Origin of the sequence: Paraburkholderia tropica (assembly GCF_914484835.1) — a bacterium.
GTDB lineage: Bacteria > Pseudomonadota > Gammaproteobacteria > Burkholderiales > Burkholderiaceae > Paraburkholderia > Paraburkholderia tropica_A.
Window position 1 is genome coordinate 14,956 of the sequence record NZ_CAJZAR010000058.1, and the last position, 24,714, is coordinate 39,669.

At 66.3% G+C, this 24,714-nt stretch carries 21 protein-coding genes; 7 read left to right on the plus strand and 14 right to left on the minus strand.

The annotated features are described in order from the left end of the window. Positions 1 to 39: 39 nt before the first annotated feature. The 5 genes from rodA to LDO54_RS19775 form a co-directional block, all read right to left on the minus strand. On the minus strand, positions 40 to 1,206 hold the full coding sequence (gene rodA, locus LDO54_RS19755; RefSeq protein ID WP_065061839.1) for a rod shape-determining protein RodA: 1,167 nt from the start codon (positions 1,204 to 1,206) through the stop codon (positions 40 to 42). Between the two features lie 9 nt (positions 1,207 to 1,215). Beyond that, positions 1,216 to 3,759: a penicillin-binding protein 2 gene (gene mrdA, locus LDO54_RS19760; RefSeq protein WP_224012367.1), complete on the minus strand. Its 2,544-nt coding sequence runs from the start codon at positions 3,757 to 3,759 to the stop codon at positions 1,216 to 1,218. A gap of 102 nt (positions 3,760 to 3,861) precedes the next feature. Next, positions 3,862 to 4,374 carry a rod shape-determining protein MreD gene (mreD, locus tag LDO54_RS19765; RefSeq protein ID WP_065061841.1) on the minus strand — a complete coding sequence of 171 codons (513 nt, stop codon included), beginning with the start codon at positions 4,372 to 4,374 and terminating at the stop codon, positions 3,862 to 3,864. Further along, positions 4,374 to 5,471 (minus strand): rod shape-determining protein MreC, encoded by a 1,098-nt coding sequence (gene mreC, locus LDO54_RS19770; RefSeq protein WP_224012368.1) that lies wholly within the window; start codon positions 5,469 to 5,471, stop codon positions 4,374 to 4,376. The genes mreD and mreC overlap by 1 nt, the downstream gene beginning before the upstream one ends. Positions 5,472 to 5,783: 312 nt before the next feature. After that, positions 5,784 to 6,827: a rod shape-determining protein gene (locus tag LDO54_RS19775; protein ID WP_004189550.1), complete on the minus strand. Its 1,044-nt coding sequence runs from the start codon at positions 6,825 to 6,827 to the stop codon at positions 5,784 to 5,786. 380 nt (positions 6,828 to 7,207) lie between these two features. On the opposite strand from LDO54_RS19775, the gene gatC reads away from it, so the two are divergent. The 5 genes from gatC (at position 7,208) to LDO54_RS19800 (ending at position 12,492) form a co-directional block, all read left to right on the plus strand. Further along, positions 7,208 to 7,507, plus strand: coding sequence for an Asp-tRNA(Asn)/Glu-tRNA(Gln) amidotransferase subunit GatC (gatC, locus tag LDO54_RS19780; protein WP_028217261.1), 300 nt, complete (start codon positions 7,208 to 7,210; stop codon positions 7,505 to 7,507). A 198-nt stretch (positions 7,508 to 7,705) separates the two neighbouring features. Beyond that, the gene (gene gatA, locus LDO54_RS19785; protein WP_224012369.1) at positions 7,706 to 9,196 is read left to right on the plus strand and encodes an Asp-tRNA(Asn)/Glu-tRNA(Gln) amidotransferase subunit GatA; all 1,491 of its coding nucleotides are present in this window, start codon (positions 7,706 to 7,708) and stop codon (positions 9,194 to 9,196) included. 2 nt (positions 9,197 to 9,198) lie between these two features. Continuing rightward, on the plus strand, positions 9,199 to 10,674 hold the full coding sequence (gatB, locus tag LDO54_RS19790) for an Asp-tRNA(Asn)/Glu-tRNA(Gln) amidotransferase subunit GatB (RefSeq protein ID WP_224012370.1): 1,476 nt from the start codon (positions 9,199 to 9,201) through the stop codon (positions 10,672 to 10,674). 137 nt (positions 10,675 to 10,811) lie between these two features. After that, complete coding sequence (locus LDO54_RS19795) at positions 10,812 to 11,660, plus strand: PPK2 family polyphosphate kinase (protein ID WP_224012371.1); 849 nt, start codon at positions 10,812 to 10,814, stop codon at positions 11,658 to 11,660. Positions 11,661 to 11,712: 52 nt separating this feature from the next. After that, a complete protein-coding gene (locus LDO54_RS19800) occupies positions 11,713 to 12,492 on the plus strand; it encodes an exodeoxyribonuclease III (RefSeq protein ID WP_224012372.1) in 780 nt (259 codons plus the stop codon). Positions 12,493 to 12,591: 99 nt separating this feature from the next. On the opposite strand, the gene LDO54_RS19805 is transcribed toward LDO54_RS19800, so the two are convergent. The 8 genes from LDO54_RS19805 to argB form a co-directional block, all read right to left on the minus strand. Further along, entirely contained in the window at positions 12,592 to 13,746 is a 1,155-nt protein-coding gene (locus tag LDO54_RS19805; protein ID WP_224012373.1) for a M48 family metallopeptidase, read from the minus strand. Further along, positions 13,743 to 15,212 (minus strand): AmpG family muropeptide MFS transporter, encoded by a 1,470-nt coding sequence (locus tag LDO54_RS19810; RefSeq protein ID WP_224012374.1) that lies wholly within the window; start codon positions 15,210 to 15,212, stop codon positions 13,743 to 13,745. Before LDO54_RS19810 ends, LDO54_RS19805 begins: the two co-directional genes overlap by 4 nt. Positions 15,213 to 15,280: 68 nt before the next feature. Then, positions 15,281 to 15,889, minus strand: a complete 609-nt coding sequence (metW, locus tag LDO54_RS19815; RefSeq protein ID WP_224012375.1) for a methionine biosynthesis protein MetW — start codon at positions 15,887 to 15,889, stop codon at positions 15,281 to 15,283. Beyond that, on the minus strand, positions 15,886 to 17,031 hold the full coding sequence (gene metX, locus LDO54_RS19820; RefSeq protein ID WP_224012376.1) for a homoserine O-succinyltransferase MetX: 1,146 nt from the start codon (positions 17,029 to 17,031) through the stop codon (positions 15,886 to 15,888). The genes metW and metX overlap by 4 nt, the downstream gene beginning before the upstream one ends. 284 nt (positions 17,032 to 17,315) lie before the next feature. Further along, positions 17,316 to 17,927, minus strand: coding sequence for an HdeD family acid-resistance protein (locus LDO54_RS19825; RefSeq protein WP_224012377.1), 612 nt, complete (start codon positions 17,925 to 17,927; stop codon positions 17,316 to 17,318). Between the two features lie 151 nt (positions 17,928 to 18,078). Then, complete coding sequence (gene slmA, locus LDO54_RS19830) at positions 18,079 to 18,765, minus strand: nucleoid occlusion factor SlmA (protein WP_224012378.1); 687 nt, start codon at positions 18,763 to 18,765, stop codon at positions 18,079 to 18,081. A gap of 190 nt (positions 18,766 to 18,955) precedes the next feature. After that, positions 18,956 to 19,729, minus strand: a complete 774-nt coding sequence (locus LDO54_RS19835) for a pyrimidine 5'-nucleotidase (RefSeq protein WP_224012379.1) — start codon at positions 19,727 to 19,729, stop codon at positions 18,956 to 18,958. 67 nt (positions 19,730 to 19,796) lie between these two features. Continuing rightward, positions 19,797 to 20,696 carry an acetylglutamate kinase gene (argB, locus tag LDO54_RS19840; protein ID WP_224012380.1) on the minus strand — a complete coding sequence of 300 codons (900 nt, stop codon included), beginning with the start codon at positions 20,694 to 20,696 and terminating at the stop codon, positions 19,797 to 19,799. A gap of 511 nt (positions 20,697 to 21,207) precedes the next feature. Between argB and LDO54_RS19845 the strand changes: the two genes are divergently transcribed. Further along, entirely contained in the window at positions 21,208 to 21,399 is a 192-nt protein-coding gene (locus tag LDO54_RS19845) for a cysteine-rich CWC family protein (protein ID WP_224012407.1), read from the plus strand. Between the two features lie 27 nt (positions 21,400 to 21,426). On the opposite strand, the gene LDO54_RS19850 is transcribed toward LDO54_RS19845, so the two are convergent. Continuing rightward, positions 21,427 to 23,085 (minus strand): hypothetical protein, encoded by a 1,659-nt coding sequence (locus LDO54_RS19850; protein WP_224012381.1) that lies wholly within the window; start codon positions 23,083 to 23,085, stop codon positions 21,427 to 21,429. Between the two features lie 153 nt (positions 23,086 to 23,238). On the opposite strand from LDO54_RS19850, the gene LDO54_RS19855 reads away from it, so the two are divergent. After that, entirely contained in the window at positions 23,239 to 24,711 is a 1,473-nt protein-coding gene (locus LDO54_RS19855) for an ATP-binding protein (RefSeq protein WP_224012382.1), read from the plus strand. Positions 24,712 to 24,714: the final 3 nt, after the last annotated feature.

A 24,714-nucleotide genomic window follows, 5' to 3' on the forward strand; every position in this document is an offset into this window, starting at 1 on the left:
GAACCGGCGCGTTTTGTTTTTGCGTTTTGTGCGGCGCGATCAGCTTTGCATCAGCCGCTTCTGCCGCCCGACGCTCATGATCAGCCCGATCGCGATGCCGAGCGTCGTCAGCGCGGTGCCGCCGTAGCTCATGAACGGCAGCGGCACGCCCACCACGGGCAGGATGCCGCTCACCATGCCGATGTTGACGAACGCGTAGGTGAAGAACGCCATCGTCAGCGAACCGGCCAGCAATCGCCCGAACAGCGTCGCGCCGTTGGCCGCGATATAGAGCCCGCGCGCGATCAGACACATGTAGAGCGTGAGCAGCACGATGCCGCCCGCCATGCCGAATTCTTCCGAGAACACCGCGAAAATGAAGTCGGTGTGCTTCTCGGGGATGAACTCCAGGTGCGACTGCGTGCCCTTGAGCCAGCCCTTGCCGAGCGGCCCGCCCGAGCCGATCGCGATCACGGCCTGAATCGTGTGGAAACCCTTGCCGAGCGGGTCGGAGGTCGGGTCGAGCAGCGTGCAGATGCGGTGCTTCTGGTAGTCGTGCATCAGCGGCCAGTTGACCTGAGGCTGGCAGATCTTGTCCTGGAACGCCGCGATCGAGGCCACCGCGATCACGCCCGCGATCAGCACCGGCACGATCAGCTTGAACGAGAGCCCCGCGAAATAAATCACGAACACGCCCGAGGCGAACACCAGCACGGCGGTGCCGAGGTCGGGCTGCTTGGCGATCAGGGCGACCGGCACGAGCAGGATCGCGAAACCCACCACGAAGTCGTACCAGCGCGTGACGCCCTCGCGGCGCTGGTAGTACCACGCGAGCATCAGCGGCGTGGCGATCTTGAGAATTTCCGACGGCTGGATGACCACGCCCACGTTGATCCAGCGTTTCGCGCCCTTGCGGGTGAGCCCGAATAGCGCGACCGCGATCAGTAACGCGATGCCGAAGGTGTAGATCGGCACCGCGAAACGCATCAGCGTATTGGGCGGCACGTTGGCGAGCACCCACATCAGCACGAAGGTGAGCATGATGTTGCGCAGCTGGTCTTCGACGCGGCCCGGCACATCGAGACTCGCGCTGTACAGCGTGACGATGCCCACGCACAGCAGCAGAAACACCGTGAGCGCGAGCGGGCGATCGAAGCCCAGGAACATCTTGCGCAGCGTGTCGAGCACGGCGCGCTTGTCGATCTTGTCGAACTGGAGGAGAGGCATGGTGTGTCCTTACTCGTCGGCGTTGCCCGTGGCGGCCTTGGGCGGCGGCGCGAGCGTGGCGTTGCCGGACTCGCCCGCATGGCGGCGCGGACGATGCGGGCCGGGGCCGAAATGGCGCGGCAGCGAGGCGGCGGCGGGACGCGCGGCGGCGCCGTCGTCGGCGACCGAGGTGCCGCCGTTCACGGCGTCGGCGCTATTGACGCTATCGGCGTTCGTGCCGGTGCCTGCGCTGTTGCCCGCGCTATTGCCTGCGCTATTGCCTGCATTGGCGCGCGGGCTGGCGGTGTTGCCGGGCGCGGCGGGTTTGGCTTGCGGCGCGGCCGGCGCGCGCGCGCCGCTCGCGGCGGAGGCGTTCGACGCCGTCTCGGCGCTGGCGGCAGCCGAAGCCGCCGCAGCGGCCGATGCCGCTTCAGCCGCCGACGCCGCGCCGGGGAAGGGCAGCGGCGTGAAGCCTGCGGCCACCTTCACGCTCGACACGGGCGCGCTGGCGGGCGCGGCCGCCGAAGCGCCGCTCGCGCCCGAGGCGGCAGCAGCGCCGGATGCACCCGCGGCGCCCGCGACACCCGACGCCTCTTGCGCCTCGCCGCCGATCACGGGCGCGGACGCGTCCTGCGTCGCCGACGCGGCAGCGGCCACGGCCGCCTGTTCCGCACCCGGCTTCAGGCGGTCGACGAGCCAGTAATCGAGCACGCGGCGCGCGATCGGGCCCGCCGACTGCGCACCCCAGCCGCCGTTTTCGACGATCAGCGCGAGCGCGATCGTGGGCTTGTCGGCGGGCGCGAAGGCCGTGAACAGCGCGTGGTCGCGCAGATGCTCGGCGACCGCGTGCGCCTGATACTTCGCGCCTTGCAGCGAGTACACCTGCGCCGTGCCGGTCTTGCCCGCCGAGGTGTACGGAGCGTTGCGGAACAGCTGATACGCGGTGCCCGACGGGTTCATCGTCACGTTTTCCATGCCGCGCTTCACGACGTCGATATCGGCCTGCTTCACGTCGAGCCGTCCGCTTTCGGCGGGCACGGTCAGATGTTCGGCCTTCGTGATCGGGTTCTCGATGGCCTTCACGAGGTGAGGCTTCATCAGAATGCCGTTATCGGCGAGCGTGGCCGTGGCGTGCGCGAGCTGCAGGATCGTGAACGAGTTGTAGCCCTGACCGATGCCCAGGCTGACGGTCTCGCCTTCGTACCACTTCTGCTGCTCGGGCTTGCGATAAGCCTTCTTCTTCCATTCGGTCGAGGGCAGGATGCCGCGCGCCTCGCCCGAAATGTCGATGCCGGTGAGCTGGCCGAAGCCCAGCGGCTTCATGAAGTTGGCGATGGCGTCCACGCCCAGGTCGTGCGCGAGCATGAAGAAGTAGGTGTCGTTCGACACCATGATCGCCTTGTTCATGTCGACCCAGCCCTGGCCGGAGCGCACGTCGTTGTTGAAGCGGTGGCCGCCGAACATGTAGTAGCCCGGGTCCGAGAAGCCCCATTGCGGCGTGCGCTTGTGCAGCGTGAGCGCGGCGAGCGCCATGAACGGCTTGTAGGTCGAGCCCGGCGGATAGGTGCCGTGCAGCGGACGGTTGAGCAGCGGGTGATCGGGCGAGTTGTTGAGTTCGTCCCAGGTTTGCTGGTCGATGCCGTCGACGAACGAATTCGGATCGAAGCTCGGCGCGGAAACGAAGGCGAGAATGTCGCCCGTCGACGGTTCGATGGCGACGAGCGCGCCGCGCTTGCCCGCGAAAGCCTGCTCGGCCACCTGCTGCAAGCCGATGTCGATCGACAGCACGAGGTTGTTGCCCGGCGTGGCCTGAGTGCGCGAGAGCGTGCGCACCGGGCGGCCGCCCGCCGTCACTTCCACTTCCTCGAAGCCGGTCAGACCGTGCAGCTCGGTTTCGTAGCTCTGCTCGACGCCGATCTTGCCGATGTAGTCGGTGCCGTTGTAGTTGTTCGCATCGAGACGCGGATCGTAATGCTCGGGATCGCTGTCGTTCTTGTCGCTCATGTCGTCGATCCGTTCCTGGTCGCGCTGCGAGATGCGGCCGATATAGCCGATCACGTGCGCGGCCGTCGGACCGAGCGGGTACTGGCGGAACAGGCGCGCGCGCACTTCCACGCCGGGGAAGCGGAAGCGCTGCGCGGTGAAGCGCGCGACTTCGTCGTCGGTGAGGCGCGTGCGGATCGGCAGGCTCTCGAAGTTCTTCGAATCTTCGAGCAGCTTCTTGAAGCGGCGGCGGTCGCGCGCATCGATCGGGATCACGGTCGAGAGCTGATCGATCGTGTTGTCGAGCGTGTCGGTGAGCTTCGACGGCGTGATTTCGAGCGTGTACGCGGAGTAGTTCTTCGCGAGCACGACGCCGTTGCGGTCGGTGATGATGCCGCGGTTCGGCACGATCGGCGCGACCGAGATGCGGTTTTCGTCCGCTTGCAGCGAGTATTTGCTGTGGTTCCAGACCTGCAGATAGAGGAAACGGAACGCGATCAGCCCGAAGCAGACGAACACGAACAGGCCCGCCGCCGCAACGCGCAGGCGGAACTTCGTGAGCTGCTGCTGAGTGTCCTTGAATTCGGTCATGCGATCAGGCGACGAGGCCCGCGCCTCGCGCGAGCGCTGCGGCGGGCCGGTAAGAAGAGTGAGTCATCGGGCGTCTTGCAACGGCGAGCGGCGCGCGGCCGCTCAGATGGGCCGCGTGTCGTCGGGATCGACGGGGCGGCGCTGCGGCAGCAGCAGCAGCACGCTCGTGACCGGCCACAGCACGGCCTCCACGAAACCGCTGATCAGATAGCCCCAGCCGGGGAACGACGCGCCCATCAACAGGCGGATCACGAACGGCACGACCTGTGCGCCCACGAGCAGCGGCGTGACGGCGAACATCTGCAGGCCGATCGACATCCACAGCACGCGGCGGTGAATCGTGATCGCTCCGAACGAAAGCAGCGTGTAGGCCAGCGCGTGTTCGCCGAGCAGATTGGCGTTGTGCACGTCCATCAGCAGGCCGAGGCAGAACGCGATGCCCATGCCGACCTTGCGCGGCTGATGGATGTTCCAGAACAGCAGCACGAGCGCGACGAAGTCGGGCACGCCGGGCAGCTTGCCCCACGGCAGCAGGTTCAGCAGGAACGCCGCCGCGAGACTGAACGCGATGAAGTACGGATTGACCGGTTGAAGAATGTATTGCGGACGCGGCATCAGTGACTGCCCCCTTGTGCGGCAGGCTTGGCCGGCGCGGGTGCCGGCGATTTCGCGGGCGCGGGCGCGGGTGCTGACGATTTCGCGGGCGCGGCGTTGCTCGTGGCGGCCGCCGCACTTGCGCCCGCGCCTGCGTTGGCGGCGGCGGGCTTGGTGTCGGCTTTCTTGTCGGCGCCCTTGGCGGCCTTCTTCTTCGCTTCCTTGGCTTCCTTCGCGGCTTCGGCGGCGGCGGCATCGGCGGCTTCCACCGGATTCGGCGGAAGTTGCGCCGTGACATGCAGCACCAGCACCTGACGCGCGCCGCGCACGGCCGCGAGCGGCACGCATACCACGCGCGCGAAGGCCGTATCGGCCTGCTTGTCGACGCGCAGCACCTTCGCGACCGGCAGACCTTGCGGATACACGCCGTCGAGGCCGCTCGTGACGAGTTCGTCGCCGGCCTGCACGTCGGCGCTGATCGGCACGAAACGCAGATCGAGCAGATCGCCGCGCGCCGTGCCGTAAATCACGCTGCGCAGGCCCGTGCGGACGATTTCCACCGGCACGGCCTGATCCTTGTCGGTCACGAGCGTGACTTCGGATTGCATCGGGAACACGCGGGTGATCTGGCCGATCACGCCGTCTTCGGTCACCACGGGCGAGCCGTTCTGCACGCCCTGTTGCGAGCCGCCGCCGATCACGACCTTCTGCGTGAACGGATCGCGCGTGTCGTACTGGATTTCAGCGGGCGTGGTCTGCGCGCCGATGCGCTGCGACAGTTGCAGCAGCGCGCGCAGATGCGTGTTTTCCGCCGCGAGCGAGGCCGCCTCGTTGGCTTGCTGGGCGAGCTGGAGATTGCGCGTGTGCAGCTGCGTGTTGTCCTGACGCAGCGAGGCGCTCGTGACCGCGAGGTCGGCGGCGCCCATAAACAGGTCGCGCGGCACGAGCGCGGCGCGCTGCAACGGATAGAGGCCCGCGCCGAGCACGCCGCGCACGACTTCGAGCGTCTTGAAGCGGGCGTCGGAGACGAGCAGCGCGATCGACAGCACGACGAAGAACAGCAGTCGTGCGAGTGCCGATGGGCCTTGTTTGAACAGAGGCGGCGGACTGTATTCCATGGTCGGCGCCGGGGGCGTGAGCGGTTCGGTGAAACTAACGGTGAAACTGGCGGCGCGACGGCCGGACCGCGAAGCGCGGCGCGAGCGCCGCCTCAACACGGGCGGCGCGAACGGCACGGTCAGCGCGGACGGTGGAACGGGGCAGGGGCTGCCGCCACCGAACCGTCAACCGAGCGACAGTTTCACCCACTGCGGCGCGATAAGTCGCACCAGATGCGGCGCCAGATGTGACACCACATTCAGCGCCAGGTTCCAGAGCTGGGGCGCCGGATCGCAAATGCGCCGTTGCGCCCGCAGCGTAGGGCTGCACGCTTACTCGTACGAGAAGATGCTGCCGAGCTTGTCCATGCGCTCGAGCGCCATGCCCGAACCGCGCACGACGCAGGTGAGCGGATCTTCCGCCACCAGCACCGGCAGGCCCGTTTCTTCGGCCAGCAGACGGTCGAGGTCGCGCAGCAGCGCGCCGCCGCCCGTGAGCATCATGCCGCGTTCGGCGATGTCGGCGCCCAGTTCCGGCGGCGTTTGTTCCAGCGCGATCTTCACCGACGACACGATCTGGTTCAGCGGATCGGTGAGCGCTTCGAGGATTTCGTTGCTCGAAATCGTGAAGCTGCGCGGAATGCCTTCCGACAGGTTGCGGCCCTTGACTTCCATTTCCTTGACTTCGGAACCCGGGAAGGCCGAACCGATTTCCTTCTTGATGGCTTCGGCGGTTTGTTCGCCGATCAGCATGCCGTAGTTGCGGCGGATGTAGTTGACGATGGCTTCGTCGAACTTGTCGCCGCCCACGCGCACCGAACCCTTGTAGACGATGCCGCCCAGCGAGATCACGCCCACTTCGGTCGTGCCGCCGCCGATGTCGACGACCATCGAGCCCGTGGCTTCCGAAACCGGCAGGCCGGCGCCGATTGCCGCGGCCATCGGTTCTTCGATCAGGTAGACCTGCGAGGCGCCTGCGCCGTGCGCGGCTTCCTTGATCGCGCGGCGCTCGACCTGGGTCGAACCGCAGGGCACGCAGATGATGATGCGCGGCGACGGCGAGAACATGCGCGATTCGTGTGCAGTCTTGATGAACTGCTTGATCATCTGCTCGGTGACGGTGAAGTCGGCGATCACGCCGTCCTTCATCGGGCGGATGGCCTCGATGTTGCCCGGCACCTTGCCGAGCATCTGCTTGGCTTCCTTGCCGACTGCCTGAATGGTCTTTTTGCCGTTCGGGCCGCCTTCCTGGCGGATGGACACGACCGAGGGTTCGTCGAGGACGATGCCCTTGCCGCGCATGTAGATCAGGGTGTTGGCGGTGCCGAGGTCGATCGCGAGATCGTTGGAGAAGTAGCTACGCAGAAAACCGAACATTCAAAAATCCTGTCTCGCTGGTGGCCGACCTGTGGGACGAGCGGGTCACGGGCGGCAGCGGAAAAAATAACAGCCTCAGGACGGGCGGAAAGTGCCGCCGCGAGGAGCCTGAAACTGCGGGAATGGTGACCGGAGGCAACCCCGTTGCGCGCCTGCTGAACGCAAATTGCTGCGATCAGGGTTGAAAGGCGGGCGCAAGGCGGTCCGGGTTTGAGTCGAACGCGTAATGATACCTTATAATTTTGCCTGTTTTGCAGGATCCGAAGGTCAGTTTTTGACCGCGTCGAAGCTTTCTTCCACAGTCGGATCCGGCGCGATAAACCGCTGTTGCAGCACCGAATTTTCCGCACTGCTTCAGCCTCATTTTTTCCGGTGACCGCATGGCCCTGACCCTGACCGATGTGAAGCGCATCGCGCATCTCGCGCGCCTCGAACTGGCCGAAGCCGAGGCTGGCAATACGCTCGAGCGCCTGAATAACTTCTTCGGGCTCGTCGAGCAGATGCAGGCCGTGGATACCACGGGCATCGCGCCGCTCGCGCACCCGATCGAGCAGATCGAGGATGTCGCGCTGCGCCTGCGCGAGGACGCCGTGACCGAAACCGTGGACCGCGACGCCTTCCAGCGTCCCGCGCCCGCGGTGCAGGACGGACTGTACCTCGTTCCGCGCGTGATTGAGTAAACACGCTGGCATTTAGCGTCAATTTCGAAGAAATCCGAGTTATCGGACTTTAACTTCGCGGACTTTAACTTCGCGGACAGTCAGTTCCGCGAACGGCGGCACACCCGAAAGGCCGGGCGCGAGGCGCACCGGCGCGCAGCGCCCTCGCGGCGCGGCACGGAATGCGAAGCGCCGCCACGTTCTTCCAGGAATCACGCAATGCATGACAAAAGCTTGACCGAACTGCGCGCCGCGCTGGCTGCGAAGGAGTGCTCCGCAGTCGAACTGGCCCAGCATTTTCTGAGCCGGATTGAGGCGCATCAAGACCTGAACGCTTTCGTCGACGTCAATCCCGACGCGACGCTCGCCCAGGCCAAGGCCGCCGACGCGCTGCTGCATTCGGGCCACGCAGGCCCGCTCGCCGGCATTCCGCTCGCGCACAAGGACGTGTTCGTCACGCGCGGCTGGCGCTCGACGGCCGGCTCGAAGATGCTTGCAAACTATGTGAGCCCGTTCGACGCCACCGTGGTCGAGCGCCTCCAGCGCGCGGGCATGGTGACGCTCGGCAAGACCAACATGGACGAATTCGCGATGGGCTCGTCCAACGAGAACTCGCACTTCGGCGCCGTCAAGAACCCGTGGGACAAGAACGCGGTGCCGGGCGGCTCGTCGGGCGGTTCGGCCGCCGCCGTGGCCGCGCGTCTCGCGCCCGCCGCAACGGGCACCGACACCGGCGGTTCGATCCGTCAGCCCGCGTCGTTCACCGGCATCACGGGCATCAAGCCCACGTATGGCCGCGTGTCGCGCTACGGCATGATCGCGTTCGCCTCGTCGCTCGACCAGGGCGGTCCGATGGCGCAGAGCGCCGCCGACTGCGCGCTGCTGCTCAACGCGATGGCCGGTTTCGACGAGCGCGACTCGACGAGCCTCACGCGCGACGACGAAGACTACACGCGTCACCTCGGCCAGCAGTGGGGCGCGAACGCGAGCGCCGACAAGCCGCTCGCGGGCCTGCGCATCGGTCTGCCGAAGGAATACTTCGGCGCGGGCCTCGCCGACGACGTGCGCGCCAGCATCGACGCCGCGCTCAAGACCTACGAGTCGCTGGGCGCGACGCTCGTCGAAGTCACGCTGCCCAAGACCGAACTGTCGATTCCCGTTTATTACGTGATCGCGCCGGCGGAAGCCTCGTCGAACCTCTCGCGTTTCGACGGCGTGCGCTTCGGCCATCGCGCGGACCAGTACACCGATCTGCTCGACATGTACAAGAAGTCGCGCGCTGAAGGCTTCGGCCCCGAAGTGAAGCGCCGCATTCTGGTGGGCACTTACGTGCTTTCGCACGGCTACTACGACGCGTACTACCTGCAAGCTCAGAAGATCCGACGCATCATTGCGCAGGACTTCCAGGAAGCGTTCAAGCAGTGCGACGTCATCATGGGTCCGGTCGCGCCGAGCGTGGCGTGGGATCTGGGCGCGAAGGGCGACGATCCGCTGCAGATGTACCTCGCGGACATCTACACGCTGTCGACCAGTCTCGCGGGCCTGCCCGGCATGAGCGTGCCGTGCGGTTTCGGCGCGGGCGCGAACGCGCAACGTCCGGTCGGTCTGCAGATCGTCGGCAACTATTTCAACGAGGCCCGCATGCTGCAGGTCGCCGACGCTTTCCAGCGCGCGACCGACTGGCATCGCAAGGCGCCGGCAGGGGTGTGAACATGGCAACACAATGGGAAGTCGTTATCGGTCTTGAGACGCACGCGCAGCTGTCGACGGTCTCCAAGATCTTCTCGGGCGCCTCGACGCAATTCGGCGCAGCGCCCAACACGCAGGCCTGCCCCGTCGATCTCGCGCTGCCGGGCGTGCTGCCGGTGATGAACCGCGGCGCCGTCGAGCGCGCGATCCAGTTCGGCCTCGCGATCGGCTCGACGATCGCGCCGCGCAGCATCTTCGCGCGCAAGAATTACTTCTACCCGGATCTGCCGAAGGGCTATCAGATCAGCCAGTACGAGATTCCGGTCGTGCAGGGCGGTCAGATCACGATTCAGGTTCCGGCCAACGAAAAGGCCGGCAAGGAAGCCTACGAGAAGACCGTCAACCTCACGCGCGCGCATCTGGAAGAAGACGCGGGCAAGTCGCTGCACGAAGACTTCGCGGGCATGACGGGCATCGACCTGAACCGCGCGGGCACGCCGCTGCTCGAAATCGTCACGGAACCTGAAATGCGCAGCGCGGCGGAAGCCGTGGCCTACGCGAAGGCGCTGCACACGCTGGTCGTGTGGCTTGGCATCTGCGACGGCAACATGCAGGAAGGTTCGTTCCGCTGCGACGCTAACGTGTCGGTGCGTCCGGTCGGTCAGAAAGAGTTCGGCACGCGCGCCGAAATCAAGAACCTGAACTCGTTCCGCTTCCTCGAAGAAGCCATCCAGTACGAAGTGCGTCGTCAGATCGAGCTGATCGAAGACGGCGGCACGGTGGTGCAGGAAACGCGCCTCTACGACCCGGACAAGCGCGAGACGCGTTCGATGCGCAGCAAGGAAGACGCGCACGATTACCGCTATTTCCCCGACCCCGACCTGATGCCGCTCGTGATCGACGCGGCGTGGGTCGAGCGCGTGAAGGGCGAGATGCCGGAACTGCCGGAATCGATGCAGGCGCGCTTCGTCGAGCAGTACGGCCTGACCGCGTACGACGCGAACGTGCTGACGTCGAGCAAGGCGATGGCCGCGTACTTCGAGGCCGTGGTCGCGAAGGCCGGCGCCGCGCAGGCGAAGGCCGCCGCGAACTGGCTGATGGGCGAAGTCTCGTCGCAGCTGAACCGCGAAGACCTGGGAATCGGCGAGTCGCCGGTTTCGGCCGCGCAACTGGCGCTGCTGCTCGCGCGCATCGCCGACGGCACGATCTCGAACAAGATCGCCAAGGAAGTGTTCCAGGCGATGTGGGACGAGAAGGCCACCGACGAAGCCGCGGCCGACCGCATCATCGACGCGAAGGGTCTCAAGCAGATTTCGGATACCGGCGCGCTCGAAGCGATCATCGACGAGGTGCTCGCCGCGAACCCGAAGTCGGTCGAGGAATTCCGCGCGGGCAAGGAAAAGGCGTTCAACGCGCTGATCGGCCAGGCGATGAAGGCCACGAAGGGCAAGGCCAATCCGCAGCAGGTCAACGAGCTGCTCAAGAAGAAGCTCGGCTGATCGTCTTGCGGCCTGTCGGCTGAAACGCGGGCGCACGGGCGGATCGAATCGCCCTGCGCCCGCGCCTGTTTTGACGACGCGTCTGTCATGGCGCACGAATCCAGCAGCGGTCACCCGAACCACGAGGAGAGCAGAGCATGGCGAAGTCACCGTCCCCGTCCCCGAGTCTCGACGATTACCGCGTGCCGTACTTCGGCGACAAGAAAGCCGACAAGTTTTCGCTGACCGATTTCGATCCGTCCGCGAAGCCGTTTTCCACGGGCAGCAAGGAAGGCGACCGCGACCATCTCACCGAGGTCGGCGAGAAGATCGACGTGCAGCAGGAACGCCTGCATGCGCAGCGTCACGACCGCGTGCTGCTGGTGCTGCAAGGCATGGACACGAGCGGCAAGGACGGCACGATCCGCGGCGTGTTCCACGAAGTCGATCCGCTCGGTCTGCGCATCGTGGCGTTTCGCGCGCCCACGCCCATCGAGGCGTCGCGCGACTTCCTCCGGCGCGTGCACTTGCAGGTGCCGGGCGCGGGCGAGCTGGCGATCTTCAACCGCAGCCATTACGAGGACGTGCTGGTGCCGCGCGTGCTCGGCCAGATCGACGCGGACGAATGCGAGCGCCGCTACGCGCAGATCCGCGACTTCGAGCGCATGCTCGCCGAGACCGGCACGACCATCATCAAGTGCATGCTGCACATCTCGAAGGACGAGCAGAAGCGCCGCATCCAGGCGCGCATCGACGATCCCACGAAGCACTGGAAGTTCGATGTCTCCGACCTCGAAGCGCGCAAGCATTGGGACGCGTATCAGGCTGCGTACCACGACGCGCTCGCGGCCACGTCCACCGACTACGCGCCGTGGTACGTGATTCCCGCCGACTCGAAAACGCATCGCAACGTGATGGTGGCCGAGCTGCTGCTGCGTCTGATGGACGGCCTCAAGCTCGAATTTCCGCCCGCCAAACCCGAACTCAACGGCATGAAGATCGAGTGAACTCGACTGAGCGCCCGCAACGCCAACAACGCAAACTTCAAGGAAACACAACATGCTGCGTGTGATCACCGCGAACCTCAACGGCATCCGCTCGGCGGCGAAGAAAGGCTTCTTCGAATGGTTCGGCGACCAGAAAGCCGACGTGCTCTGCGTGCAGGAAATCAAGTGCTCGCAGGACGACATGACGCCCGAATTCCTCGCACCGCACGACTTCAAGGGCTATTTCCAGCACGCGGTGAAGAAGGGCTATAGCGGCGCGGGCGTCTACACGCGCCACGAGCCGGACGACGTGATCATCGGCTTCGGCAGCGAGGAATTCGACGCCGAAGGCCGCTACGTGGAAGCGCGCTTCGGCAAGCTTTCCGTTATTTCGGTGTACGTGCCGTCGGGTTCGAGCGGCGAGGAGCGCCAGGCCGCCAAGTACCGCTTCATGGACGCGTTCATGCCGCATCTGGCCGAACTCAGCCGCGAGCGCGAAGTGGTCGTATGCGGCGACGTGAACATCGTCCACAAGGAAATCGACATCAAGAACTGGAAGGGCAACCAGAAGAACTCCGGCTGCCTGCCCGAAGAACGCGCGTGGCTCACGCAGCTGTTCGACGACGTGGGTTACGTGGACGTGTTCCGCACGCTCGACCAGCGTCCCGAGCAGTACACGTGGTGGAGCAACCGCGGCCAGGCGTACGCGAAGAACGTGGGTTGGCGTATCGATTACCAGATCGCCACGCCGGGCATCGCGGCGACGGCGAAAGACGTGTCGGTGTTCAAGGAGATCAAGTTCAGCGACCACGCGCCGCTGACGATCGACTACGACTGGAAGATGAAGAAGTAAGCGCGCGTCGTTACGCGATTGTCGTTAATCGCGGGCAAAAAAATGGGCGCTTCGGCGCCCATTTCGTTTTGCAGTTCACGCGTATCAAGCGCGCCGCGCTCAAGGCGACGCCACCACCTTGCGCTTCTGCACGGCCGGCATGCCTTCGTAATCGGGCAGGGCGGCGAGCGGCTTGCCGATGGCCTTGGCGTAGAGCGGCATCATGTCGGCCAGACGCTTGGCGATGTCGGCGCGCCGCGCGGGCGTGTACGGATGCACGTAGATGAAGCCCTGATCGCGATCGGCGCGCGTGACCATCGCGAGCTTGTCCCAGAGCGTGAGCGCGGCGCGCGGATCGAAGCCCGCGCGCGCGGCGATGTCGCTGCCGATCACGTCGGCTTCCGTTTCGTCGGCGCGGCCATAGTGCATCTCGACGAGCCGCGAGCCGATGCCGAGCGGGAACATGCCGAGGTCCGCGAGACCGAACAATTGCGGCACCGCGCCCGATTCGATCTGCGCGGCCTGCTGTTCGCCAAGGCGCTCGCGCACGTGCTCGCGCACCGCATGCGCGATCTCGTGGCCGAGCAGCATGCCGAGTTCGTTGTCGTTGAGCTTCACGCGGTCGAGCAGGCCGCCGTACACGACGATCTTGCCGCCCGGCAGGCAATACATGCGGATGTCGGGCGAGCGCACCACGGCCACTTCCCACTTCCACGATTTGACGCGGTCGCTCCACTTGAGCGCGTAGGGCGCGAGCTTGTCGACGAGCTGGCGCACGTGCTGCACGTGCGGATCGCTATCGGGATAGAGGCGGTTCGAATGGGCCGCGCCGCGCACGATCTCGTTGTATTCGGCGGTCGCCTGCGCTTCGAGCATCGGCGACGGAATCAGGTTGCGGAACACTGCGATGTTGCCGAAGCGGACCACGCGGCCGGTGTTCGGCACGCCGTTTTGCGCGCTGCCCGATGTGGCGTTCGGCGCGGCGCTGCCCGCGCTGGCGCCAGCCGATGCGCCGCTGGTCGCCGCGCCCGCCGAGGCGTTCGGCTCCGCGGCCGGCAGGGACGTGGCACTGGCCGAGTTCGCGGCGGGATTCTCCGCAGCGTGCGCCGCCTGGCCGAAACTCGCCTGCAGCGCGGCGGCGAGCGTCAGCGCGAGCGCGCGCAGCGCGGTGCGAAGGTGTGGGCGCTGTCGATCCGCCGCGCCGCGCGCATCGCTTCCTCCCGGACGGCATGGCGTCGATCGGGAAGCGAAAACTGCTGGCTGAAGCGGGGTCACGACCGGTTTCTCCACGGGGCGATACGAATGAGCAGGAGCATACCCGGTACGGCGAGCAGCGTGCAGACGACGAAGTAATCGAACCAGCCAATTTTAGCGACGACATAACCGCTTGCGGCGGACGCGAGCGTGCGCGGAATCGAGGCGAGGCTCGTGAACAGCGCGAACTGCGTGGCGGTGTAGCGCGGATCGGTGGTGCTGGCGATATAGGCCGTGAACGCGGCGAGCGTGAGGCCGGTCGCGAAGGTCTCGAAGCCGTAGACGAGCGCGAGTGCCACCGCGCGCGGATCGAGCGTGAGCTGCGTATGCGCGCCGAACACGCTCGTGACCTGCGCGACGCCGTGGCTCACCGCGACCACCACGTCGTAGATCGCCGCGAGCGAGGGCGAGCCCGGCCCGAGCTGCGCGAGCCACGCGAAGCCGAGCGTCGAGACCATCTGCAGGAAACCGAAAATCCACAGGCCGCGCCCGATGCCGATCTTCACCAGCGCGATGCCGCCGAGAATGCCGCCCGCGAGACTCGCGCCGAACGCGGTCATCTTGGCGATCACGCCGATCTCGGTGCGCGAATAGCCGATGTCGAGAAAGAACGACGTCGAGAGCGTGGTCGCCATCGTGTCGCCGAGCTTGTAGAGGAAGATGAACGCGAGCACGAACAGCGCGGCGGCGAGGCCGTCGCGGTTCACGAATTCGGCGAACGGCTGCACGATGGCTTCGCGCAGATTCTTCGGCGGCGCGCCGTGAATCTCGGGCTCCGTCACGACGAGCGAGAGGATCATGCCCGGAATCATGAACGCGGCCGTGACCACGAACACCGTGCTCCACGGCAGATGATCGGAGAGGATCAGCGCGAGCGAGCCGGGCACGAGCGCGGCGATCTTGTACGCGTTCACGTGCACCGCGTTGCCCAGACCCTGTTCGGTGTCCTTGAGCAGTTCGCGCCGGTAGGCGTCGACCGAAATGTCCTGGCTCGCGCCGAAGAACGCCACCAGCGCGGTGAGCGCGGCGACGGTCCAGATCGAGTCTTTCGGGGAGACGAAACCGAGCGCGGCGATCGCGCCCGCCACGAGAATCTGCGTGACCAGCATCCAGCCGCGCCGACGGCCCGGCTTCCAGCCCGGCAGGCGCGGCACGTAACGGTCCATCAGCGGCGCCCAGACGAATTTCCACGTATAGGGAAACTGGATCAGCGCGAAGAGGCCGATTTCCTTGAGATTGACGCCCTCGGAGCGTAGCCACGCCTGCACGAGATAGACGAGCGTGAACAGCGGCAGCCCCGAGGTGAAGCCCAGAAACACGCAGATGAGCATGTGCCTGTTCAGGTACGCGCGCCAGCCCGGATGTTCCTCGTGAGCGTCGACGTCGTGCGCCTCGTGGGCGTCGTGCGCTTCGTGCAGTTGCGCTGCGGGCGCGTGGCGCGCCTCGTTTGCGTCCTGAGTGGTGGCCTCTTGGGGCGGATTCGGCATGTCGTCGGGCGGCGGCGCGGGTGTGTCGGGAAGAAGTCGGCGAGAAACGCGCGGCGCCGGTCCCGGCGTCAGCGCTTCTTCACGCGATAGACCGCAAGACTACCACGCCAGTTCACACCCCATCGAACGGTCTGGCCCCCGTGCAGCACGGCGCGATCGAGAATTTCGATGCCGACTTCGGGCGCGAGCGCCTCGAAATCCTTCACCGTGAGCACGCGCACGTTCGGCGTGTTGTGCCATTGATAGGGCAGCGACTTCGAGACCGGCATGCGTCCGCGCAGCACCGAAAGCCGATGCGGCCAGTAGCCGAAATTCGGGAACGAGACGATGCATTCTTTGCCCACGCGCGCGGTCTCGCGCAGGATCGCGGCGGTCTGGTGAATCGTCTGCAGCGTCTGCGAAAGAATCGCGAAATCAAAACTCGCGTCTTCGAACAGGCGCAGGCCGTCTTCCAGATTCTGCTGGATCACGTTGATGCCGTTCTTCGTCGAGGCGAGCACGCCCGCGTCGTTGATCTCGATGCCGTAGCCCGTGCACTCCAGCTCCTCGCCGAGCAGCGAGAGCAGCGCGCCGTCGCCGCAGCCGAGGTCGAGCACGCTCGAACGAGGCTCGATCCAGCGCGCGATGGTGCGGAAGTCGGGACGGGCGGAAAGACTGTCGAAAGCGCTCTGGTTCATGCGCCCACCTCAGCAGCAATGCGTTCGTAATAGGCGCGCACGACGTTGTGATAGCGCGCGTCGTCGAGCAGGAAGGCGTCGTGGCCGTGCGGCGCGTCGATCTCCGCGTAGGTCACCTGACGTTTGTGGTCGAGCAGCGCCTTCACGAGTTCGCGCGAACGCGCGGGCGCGAAACGCCAGTCGGTCGAGAAGCTCGCCACGAAGTACTTCGCTTTCGTGTGCGCGAGCGCGCGGGTCAGATCGCCGTCGAAGGTGCGCGCGGGATCGAAGTAATCGAGCGCGCGCGTGATCAGCAGATAGGTGTTGGCGTCGAAGTAGTCGGCGAACTTGTCGCCCTGATAGCGCAGATACGACTCCACTTCGAACTCCACGTCGAAGTTGAAGTTGTATTCGTTCTGCGCGCCCTCGGCGCGACGCAGCGCGCGGCCGAATTTCTCGGCCATGTCGTCGTCGGAGAGATAGGTGATGTGGCCGATCATGCGCGCCACGCGCAGGCCGCGCTTCGGCTTCACGTTATGCGCGTAGTAGTCGCCGCCGTGGAAATCCGGGTCTGAGAGGATCGACGAGCGCGCCACTTCGTTGAACGCGATGTTCTGCGCGGAGAGCTTGGGCGTCGAGGCGATCACCAGACAGTGGCCGAGGCGGTCCGGGTAGCGCAGGCTCCAGGCCAGCGCCTGCATGCCGCCGAGGCTGCCGCCCATCACCGCCGCGAACTTCTCGATGCCGAAGCGATCGGCCACGCGCGCCTGTGCGTCGACCCAGTCTTCCACGGTGACGACCGGAAACTTCGCGCCCCACGGCTTGCCCGTGGCGGGATCGATGCTCATCGGGCCGGTCGAGCCGAAGCACGAGCCCAGATTGTTCACGCCGATCACGAAGAAGCGGTTGGTGTCGAGCGGCTTGCCGGGCCCGACCATGTTGTCCCACCAGCCGACGTCCTTGGGGTTGTCCGCGTAGACGCCCGCGACGTGATGCGACGCATTGAGCGCGTGACAGACGAGCACCGCGTTGCTGCGCGCGGCATTGAGCGTGCCGTAGGTCTCGACCACGAGGTCGTACCCGGCCAGCGCCGTGCCGTTCTGCAGTTGCAGGGGCTCGTCGAAATGCAGTGTTTGAGGAGCGACGATGCCGATCGATTCCATTCGTTCCGCCTGTGTTTTTCGGGCGGCTAAACGGTGTCGGCGAGCGCGGAGTGCGAAAGAGTTGGCGCAGCTGACGACCTCTTTAGCCGCATTTATATCGAACTCCGCCGGACCCATGTCCCGGGAGTTCACGCGCCCGCAATCGAGTCAGCAAATCGGCGCGTGGGTGAAGCAAGTGAACGCAGAGTATAACGGAAAACGCTGGCGTCAATGCGGCGGACGGGCGGCTGCAGGAGCGGCGGCGCGCGAGGCCGCCGCCCGCGCGCCGCCGGGCTCACGCAAGCTCAGACGCCGTTCGGATGCGCGTTGCGCCAGCGTCGCAGGCCGAAGGCGGCGACGATCATCAGGATGCCGTAGAGCACGGCGTAGGCGGCGATCACCCAGATCAGCGAGAGCGCGCCCGCGCCCGGAAACATGACGATGAAGAAGCCCACGGCCGCCGACAGCAGTCCCGAGAGGCCGACCGCCCACGGATGCGCGATCGCGCGGCGGTACTGGAACGCGTAGATGATTTCGAAGATGCCGACCGCGAGCGCCCAGAAGCCGATGATCATCACGAGCACGATGGCCGTTTCGCCGGGCCAGAAGAACGCCACGAGGCCCGCGATCACGCCGATCAGGCCGACCACGACGTAGGCCCAGCGCCGCGTGCCGCCGCCGCGCGCGCCGTAGAGCAGCGCGAAGGCGCCGTCGACGATCGCGTAGGCGCCCCAGACGATGGCGAGCGTGATGACGGTGAAGCCCGGCCACATGAAGGCGAGCACGCCGAACACGATGGCGGCGATGCCGCGCGCGAGCAGCCAGCCCCAATGGGCGGACAGTCCCGCGAGGATGGGCAGGGCGGCCGGGGGAATCGGCGGAATGGAGGAAGTCGGGCGGACGTCGGGTCGGTTCATGCGTGCTTCTCCTTGCGAAAGGAAGCGAAGCGCACGGCCGCGCTGGGCGAAACGACGCGCCCGGACCTGCCGACAACACCGGAAAAGCCCGCCTCGCCGCGAAAAGGACGAACGAGGACGAAAAAAGACGAAACGGGCGGGCGCGGCCGCGCTACTGAAGAATCACGCGAATCTGTTCGTCGGCGTGCTCGCTGGGCGAGCGCGTGAAGCCGCTTTGCGCGTAACGGTGCCAGCAGCCGATCACGTAGCGCACCACCAGATTCGCGCGCACTGCCGGATCGTAACCCTTTGGCGCCGCCGCTGCGCCGGGGTTGTCCGCCGCGCTTTCCGCGAGTTCGGCGATGCCCACGCGCAGGCACTGGCGCAGCGTGGCCTCGATGCGGTCGAGCATCTGGTTCACGCGTTCGGCGAGGCGTTCGTGCTCGCCCACCAGCGCTTCGCAGGTCAGCACGCGCGTCATGCCCGCGTTTTTCGCCGAGAACTGGACCAGCATCAAGGCGATGGCGCGCGCCTGGAGCACGCCGCTCGGCTCCTTCGCGACGATCTGGTTCACGAGCGCGAACAGCGTCTGCTCGATGAAGTCGATCAGACCTTCGTACATCTGCGCCTTGCTCGCGAAATGGCGATACAGCGCCGCTTCGGAGACGCCGAGCTTCGCCGCGAGCGCGGCGGTGGTGATCTTCTCGCCGCGCGGCGCTTCCAGCATGGAGGCGAGCGTCTGGAGAATGTGCACGCGGCGCTCGCCCGGCTTCGGACGGCCGGCGCGGCGCGGCGGTGCATCGGGTGAGTCCGGTGATTCTGCTGCTACGACTGCGTCACGCGTTTCGGTCGGCTGCATGAATGTCGCCCCTGAGTCCGGCTCGCGGCCCGTGGCGAGGCCGCCGGGCCGTCGAATCTTGCGGTGTGTTGTGCGTCTGGATGCGTGCCGACTCCCGCGCTCGCTCCAGATTCGTGTGCTGCGTGCTGCACGGCGCGCCCGTGGTCCGTCGGGCGCGTCGGTCGTGATGTGCTGATGTGCGTTAGCGCGTTCAGCCGCGCGGTTCGTCGCGCAACTGCCCGCGCAGTTGTCCGCGCAGTTGCCCGGTACGCAGGCCGCGTCCCAGCGATTTTAGCGAACGAATGCGATGGTCGACATAGTGAGGCCGTCCGCCCCGCGCGAGCGCGACGGGCAGATGGCCGGTGATCCATACCGTCTGGATGCCGAGGCGCCGGTAGCGCTTCAGATGCCCGCGCGTGTCCTCGACGAGAATCGCGTCCTCGAAGGCGACGCCGATGTCGCGCAGCGTCTTGCGCAGCATCGACGCATCGGGCTTGGCGCGCCAGCGCTCGCGCGTGCGCATGTGTTCGATGGCGAGCACGCGCTCGAAGATCCGCTCGATGCCGAGCGCGCCGAGCACCGCGTGCGCGTAGTCGGTCGGGCCATTGGTCAGCACGATCTTGCGGCCGGGCAGCGCGCGCAGGATGCGTGCGAGGCCGCGTTCGGCGTGCAGCATGGCGGGCAGATCGTCGAAGGTATGGACGACCTTGAGGAAGTCGTGCGGGTCGATCGCGTGATGACGGAGCAGGCCGAGCAGCGCCGCGCCGTAGCGATGCGTGTAACTCGTGCGCAGATGGTTCGCGACGTCGCGGCTCACGCCGAGCGAGTCGATGATGTACTGCGTCATGCCGCGGTTGATGGCGGGAAAGACCGCGCGCGACGCGCCGTGGAGCGTGTTGTCGAGGTCGAACAGCCAGACCGGTCGATGCGCGGCGCGCGTCGGCCGACGGCGCGGCGGGCTGCGACGGGTGCGGATGGCGTTCATCGAAGCAAAACAGAGGGGGGGGAGACAGCACAGGCGGCGCGTCCAGCGCCGCCTGTGCAGAGGGGGGTCAGTGGGAGCGGATCATCGTGCCGAACGGCTGTTCGGTCAAAATCTCCAGCAGCACCGAATGCTCGATCCGCCCATCGATGATGTGCACGGACCGCACGCCGCTCTTGGCCGCGTCGAGCGCCGACGAAATCTTCGGCAGCATCCCACCCGAAATCGTGCCGTCCTCAAACAGCGCATCGATCTCACGTGCCGAAAGATCGGTCAGCAGATTGCCCGACTTGTCCATCACGCCGGGGATGTTCGTCATCATCACGAGCTTCTCGGCGTTGAGCACGACCGCAAGCTTGCCGGCCACGAGGTCGGCATTGATGTTGTACGACAGACCATCCTCACCGAAACCAATCGGCGAAATCACCGGAATAAACGCGTCGTCCTGAAGCGCCTTCACGACGGCCGGGTTGATCGCCTCGACTTCGCCCACCTGGCCGATGTCGATGTACTGACCCGGGTTGTCGCGGTCCGGCATCATCAGCTTGCGCGCGTGGATCAGGCCGCCGTCCTTGCCGGTGAGGCCGACCGCGTGGCCGCCGAAATGGTTGATCAGCGTGACGATGTCCTGCTGCACCTCGCCGCCGAGCACCCACTCGACGACTTCCATGGTTTCCTCGTCCGTGACGCGCATGCCCTGGATGAAGGTACCTTGCTTGCCGATCTTCTTGAGCGCCGTGTCGATCTGCGGGCCGCCGCCGTGCACGATGACCGGGTTGATGCCCACGAGCTTCAGCAGGATCACGTCGCGCGCGAAGCCTTGCTTGAGCCGCTCCTCGGTCATGGCGTTGCCGCCGTATTTGATGACCACGGTCTTACCGTGGTACTGACGGATATAGGGCAGCGCTTCAGCCAGGATTTCGGCTTTCAGGGTGGGCGCGATCTGCGTGAGGTCGATGGGCTCGGACATGGCGGCGGAGACTGGACAGAAAACGGGACAAAAACGAGACGGAAAGCGCGGGAAGGATCCGGCGAAACCGGCCGCGCGGGTCAAACAGGCCGAATTGTACAGGACTGGCGCGGCGCAACAGGGTTTGCGGCAGGGTTTTCGCGAGGGTGCGCGGCGGTGCGGCGTAGCCGATGGCTGAGGCGGGAAATCGGGAAAGATATGCTGATTTCGCGTTTATTGTTGGTGAAATATCCTGCGTTGCGGCGATTGCGCGGTAGCGTGCGGGCGAAAATGGGCGAGGACGGACGCGTGCGGCGTTGTCTGCATCCAACGCGCAGGAACACCGCCCGGCGCCGCGCCGCACTGTGGCATCATTTCCTTACCGCCGACGCCGGCTCACGAGGAGCGCGCCATGACCGCCTCCAAGCCCCACGCCGCCAAGCAGGGCGCGGCCCGGGGCGCAACTTCGGACGCGAAATCGGCCGCGAATTCGGCTGCGAAATCAGCCGAACTTCGCGATGCGACGCGCAGCATCCGCTGCCCGCGCTGCGGCAGCCGCTTCGACTGCGGCCGTCACGCCGAGCCGTTCGACTGCTGGTGCAAGTCGATGCCCGCGCTGCCGGCGAGCCAGCTCGATCCGCGCGGCCGCTGCCTGTGCCCCGAATGCCTCGCCGCCGCCGTCGCCACGGGCCATGTGCCGGCTGGCGGGCCGCAGGACGGCTGAACTTCCGCCAAGCGTCACGCTTGCCCCTTACGCGCTGGCCGCCTCGCGAGATTCCCGCGCGAGCGCCGCCAGATCGGCGCTCACCGCGTCGAGCACCGGCGTCCAGTCGCGGAACTGCTTCTGCCGATACAACGTGGTGTTCGGATACCACGGGCTGTCACGGCGATCGAGCTGCCAGACCCAATGCGGATTCACGTCGAGCAGCACCCACGCGCGCTTGCGGAGCGCGCCCGCCAGATGCGCCGCCGACGTGCACACCGAAATCACCAGATCGAGCCCGTCGACGAAGGCCGCGGTTTCGTCGAAGTTCGGCCATTCGGCGCTGTAGTCGGCGATGGCGAAGCCCGCCGCGCGCGCCGCCTCGACATCGGCTTGCGCGCCCGGCTGCAGCGAGTAGAACGCAACGTCGGACGCCATGCCCGCGAACGCCTGCGCGAAGCGTTCGAGCCCGACGCGCCGATACGGATTGCGCTGATGCGTGAGGCTGCCGGTCCACGCGAGGCCGACCTTCAGGCGGCGCGGACCGGCGTCGGCCGCGAGCCGCTCGCGCCAGTACGCGGCGCGCGCCGGGTCGGCCGTGAGATAGCCGGTCGGGCCGGGAAGGGTGTCGTCGCGGGTATCGAAGAGGAACGGCAGGCTCAGCAGCGACACTTCGCAGTCGTGCGGCGGCAGCGCTTCGACCGGCCCGCCCGAGCAATAGAGATCGACGTGGCCGGCGAAGCTGCGCGAGAGCAGCGCGCCCATTTGCGGAAACGAATTCCAGACCAGCTTGCCGCCTTCGCGATGCACACGCTCGGCGAGCATCGGCACGTAACGGGCGAATTGCAGCAGGTCGCCCATGCCCTGTTCGCCCCAAAGCAGCAGCGTGCGTCCGGCGAGCGGCTCGCCGTGCCATTGCGGCTTCGCAAACGCGGGCCGCCCCGACGCGAGTTCGCGCGAACCTCGCCAGCGCAGTTCGTGGCCGGCCCAGCCCTCGGCATAGTCGCCGCGCAAGAGCTGCAGGATCGCCAGATTGAAACGCGACGAGGCTTCGTTGGGCGCATACTCGCAGGCGGCGCGCGCCGCGCGCTCCGCTTCGTCCCAGTCTTGCGCTTCCTTGCACACCATCGCGTAGTTGTTGATCGCGAGCGGGTCGTGCGGCGCGAGCGCGAGGGCGCGACGGGCTGCGTCATGAGGTCGCGCAAGATCGGTGTCGGTCGGGCGCAGCAACGCGAGATTGATCCACGCACGGCTGTTGCCGGGGTCGGCCGCGACGGCATCTTCGAGCAGCCGATCAACCTCGCCTCTCTCTGATTTGATAAGCATCAAAGAGATTGCAAGATTGTTGCGAAGATTTGGAAACGTCGGGTCGATTGCCAGCGCGCGGCGGTATGGTTCGACGGCATCGGCGTGACGATTGGCGAATTGCAGCGCGAGTCCGGCGGCGAATTGCGCCGTCACGCGAGCGGGCGCGAGACGCGCCGCAGCCAGCGCGAACCGCAGTGCGGCGGGCGCTTTGGCGGGTTCCTGCACCTGGGCCGCGATGCGCATCAGCGCGTCGTCGTCGAGTGAGAGCAGAGTTGCGCGGGCCTTCGTCAACAGCGCGTGCGCTTCGTTTTCCGCCTCGCGGTCAGCAGCCGGCGCCGGGTCCGTTCGCGCGGCGGCATCGACGAAATCGAGAAAGAGATTCCACATTGGCGGAAGCAAATTGTGGGCGTCCGTTTGCATAGGTTTATCGGCCTTAGATGAATAACGCGGCTTCAGGCAAATCTATTTCGAGCAGATTCGACTATGAGCAATATTCAAACAAAGCTGCTCAGGTTAAGGAATCGGACAAGTACGAACAGGTAAACTGACAGCATGCATCGAATAACCGTCAGTGCTAGCGTCAATCTCAGCCATCTGTTCTGGCTGCGCAGTCTCGCCATCATCGGCCAGCTCTGCACGATTGCGTTCGTACAATTTTTCTTCGGCGTGCAACTGCCGCTGCCTGCCATGCTGTTCGTGATCGCCCTCGAAGTGGCGTTCAACGGCGTGACCTGGCTGCGCGTCACGCAGGATCGTCCCGAGTCCAATCTCGAACTGTTCGGCCAGATCTGGGTCGACCTCGGCGCGCTCTCGGCGCTGCTGTTTCTCTCGGGCGGCACCACCAATCCGTTCGTCTCGCTCTATCTGCCCTCGCTCGCCATCGCGGCGGCCGTGCTGCCGTGGTATCTCACGGCGTGGCTCGCGTGCTTCGCGGTGGCCTGCTACGTGCTGCTCGGTTTCGACAACGTCCCGCTCAATCTCGACAACCCGTCGAACCTGTTCGACTACTACCGCGCGGGCACGTGGGTGAACTTCATGGTGAGCGTGGCGCTGATCGTCTGGTTCGTGGCGCGCATGTCGCGCGCGCTGCGCCAGCGCGAGAACGCGCTCGCCGACGCCCAGCAGCGCCTCCTGCGCGACGAACGCGCGGTCGCGCTCGGCGTGCAGGCGGCCACGGTCGCGCACGAGATCGGCACGCCGCTCTCCACGATTTCCATGCTGACCGAAGAGTTGCGCGACATCGCGCGCACGGACAAAGGCCTCGCGCCCTACGGCGCCGACCTCGAACTGCTCGACAGGCAGATCACGCTCTGCACCTCGGCGCTCGCGCGTCTGCGCAGCCGTGCGTCGTCGGCGGGCAGCCGTCAGCCTGTGGGCGAATGGCTCGATCCGTTCGTCGAGCAGTGGCGCCTGCGCCAACCGCACGTGAAGTTCGAACTGCTCGGCGAGCCGCCTGCGGACCTCTGCCTCGAAGACACCGTGGCGGTCGGCCAGATCCTCACCATTTTGCTCGACAACGCCGCGCGCGCGAGCCGCGATTTCGTTTCGCTGCGCGCGTACCCGTCGCCGCGCGTGGCGGGCTTCATCGATTTCGAAGTCTGCGACGCGGGGCCGGGCATTCCGGCGTCGCTGCGCGCCTCGCTGGGCGCCGCGCCCGTGGAGAGCACCCAGGGCGGCCATGGCGTGGGGCTGTATCTGGCGTTTTCGTCGGCGGCGCGGCTGGGCGGTTCGATCGAACTGACCGACGCGGCGGCGGGCGGCGTGGCGTCCGAAGGCGGCGCAGCCGAAGGGAGCAGTGGAGCAGTCGCAGCACATGCTGCGGCCGCGGTGGGCGGCGGCACGCGCGCGCGCAAGGCGCGCGGCACGCGTGCGGTGCTCCGGGTGCCCGTGAAAACGGGCGACCAGGCACAGGCGCCGGCATCGCCGGGCGAGACGGACCAGGCTGCGGGCTCGCGCGATGGCGCGGCGGCCAAGGGTTCGGATATTGAATCAGGCGAGGGGCCGGCCCGGCCCGACGCGGCCTAAACA

What these genes read in the sequence shown, in the direction of transcription:
- rodA (WP_065061839.1), bottom strand. Translation starts at nt 1,206, where the DNA reads ATGCCTCTCCTCCAGTTCGACAAGATCGACAAGCGCGCCGTGCTCGAC.
- mrdA (WP_224012367.1), bottom strand. Translation starts at nt 3,759, where the DNA reads ATGACCGAATTCAAGGACACTCAGCAGCAGCTCACGAAGTTCCGCCTG.
- mreD (WP_065061841.1), bottom strand. Translation starts at nt 4,374, where the DNA reads ATGCCGCGTCCGCAATACATTCTTCAACCGGTCAATCCGTACTTCATC.
- mreC (WP_224012368.1), bottom strand. Translation starts at nt 5,471, where the DNA reads ATGGAATACAGTCCGCCGCCTCTGTTCAAACAAGGCCCATCGGCACTC.
- LDO54_RS19775 (WP_004189550.1), bottom strand. Translation starts at nt 6,827, where the DNA reads ATGTTCGGTTTTCTGCGTAGCTACTTCTCCAACGATCTCGCGATCGAC.
- gatC (WP_028217261.1), top strand. Translation starts at nt 7,208, where the DNA reads ATGGCCCTGACCCTGACCGATGTGAAGCGCATCGCGCATCTCGCGCGC.
- gatA (WP_224012369.1), top strand. Translation starts at nt 7,706, where the DNA reads ATGCATGACAAAAGCTTGACCGAACTGCGCGCCGCGCTGGCTGCGAAG.
- gatB (WP_224012370.1), top strand. Translation starts at nt 9,199, where the DNA reads ATGGCAACACAATGGGAAGTCGTTATCGGTCTTGAGACGCACGCGCAG.
- LDO54_RS19795 (WP_224012371.1), top strand. Translation starts at nt 10,812, where the DNA reads ATGGCGAAGTCACCGTCCCCGTCCCCGAGTCTCGACGATTACCGCGTG.
- LDO54_RS19800 (WP_224012372.1), top strand. Translation starts at nt 11,713, where the DNA reads ATGCTGCGTGTGATCACCGCGAACCTCAACGGCATCCGCTCGGCGGCG.
- LDO54_RS19810 (WP_224012374.1), bottom strand. Translation starts at nt 15,212, where the DNA reads ATGCCGAATCCGCCCCAAGAGGCCACCACTCAGGACGCAAACGAGGCG.
- metW (WP_224012375.1), bottom strand. Translation starts at nt 15,889, where the DNA reads ATGAACCAGAGCGCTTTCGACAGTCTTTCCGCCCGTCCCGACTTCCGC.
- metX (WP_224012376.1), bottom strand. Translation starts at nt 17,031, where the DNA reads ATGGAATCGATCGGCATCGTCGCTCCTCAAACACTGCATTTCGACGAG.
- LDO54_RS19825 (WP_224012377.1), bottom strand. Translation starts at nt 17,927, where the DNA reads ATGAACCGACCCGACGTCCGCCCGACTTCCTCCATTCCGCCGATTCCC.
- slmA (WP_224012378.1), bottom strand. Translation starts at nt 18,765, where the DNA reads ATGCAGCCGACCGAAACGCGTGACGCAGTCGTAGCAGCAGAATCACCG.
- LDO54_RS19835 (WP_224012379.1), bottom strand. Translation starts at nt 19,729, where the DNA reads ATGAACGCCATCCGCACCCGTCGCAGCCCGCCGCGCCGTCGGCCGACG.
- argB (WP_224012380.1), bottom strand. Translation starts at nt 20,696, where the DNA reads ATGTCCGAGCCCATCGACCTCACGCAGATCGCGCCCACCCTGAAAGCC.
- LDO54_RS19855 (WP_224012382.1), top strand. Translation starts at nt 23,239, where the DNA reads ATGCATCGAATAACCGTCAGTGCTAGCGTCAATCTCAGCCATCTGTTC.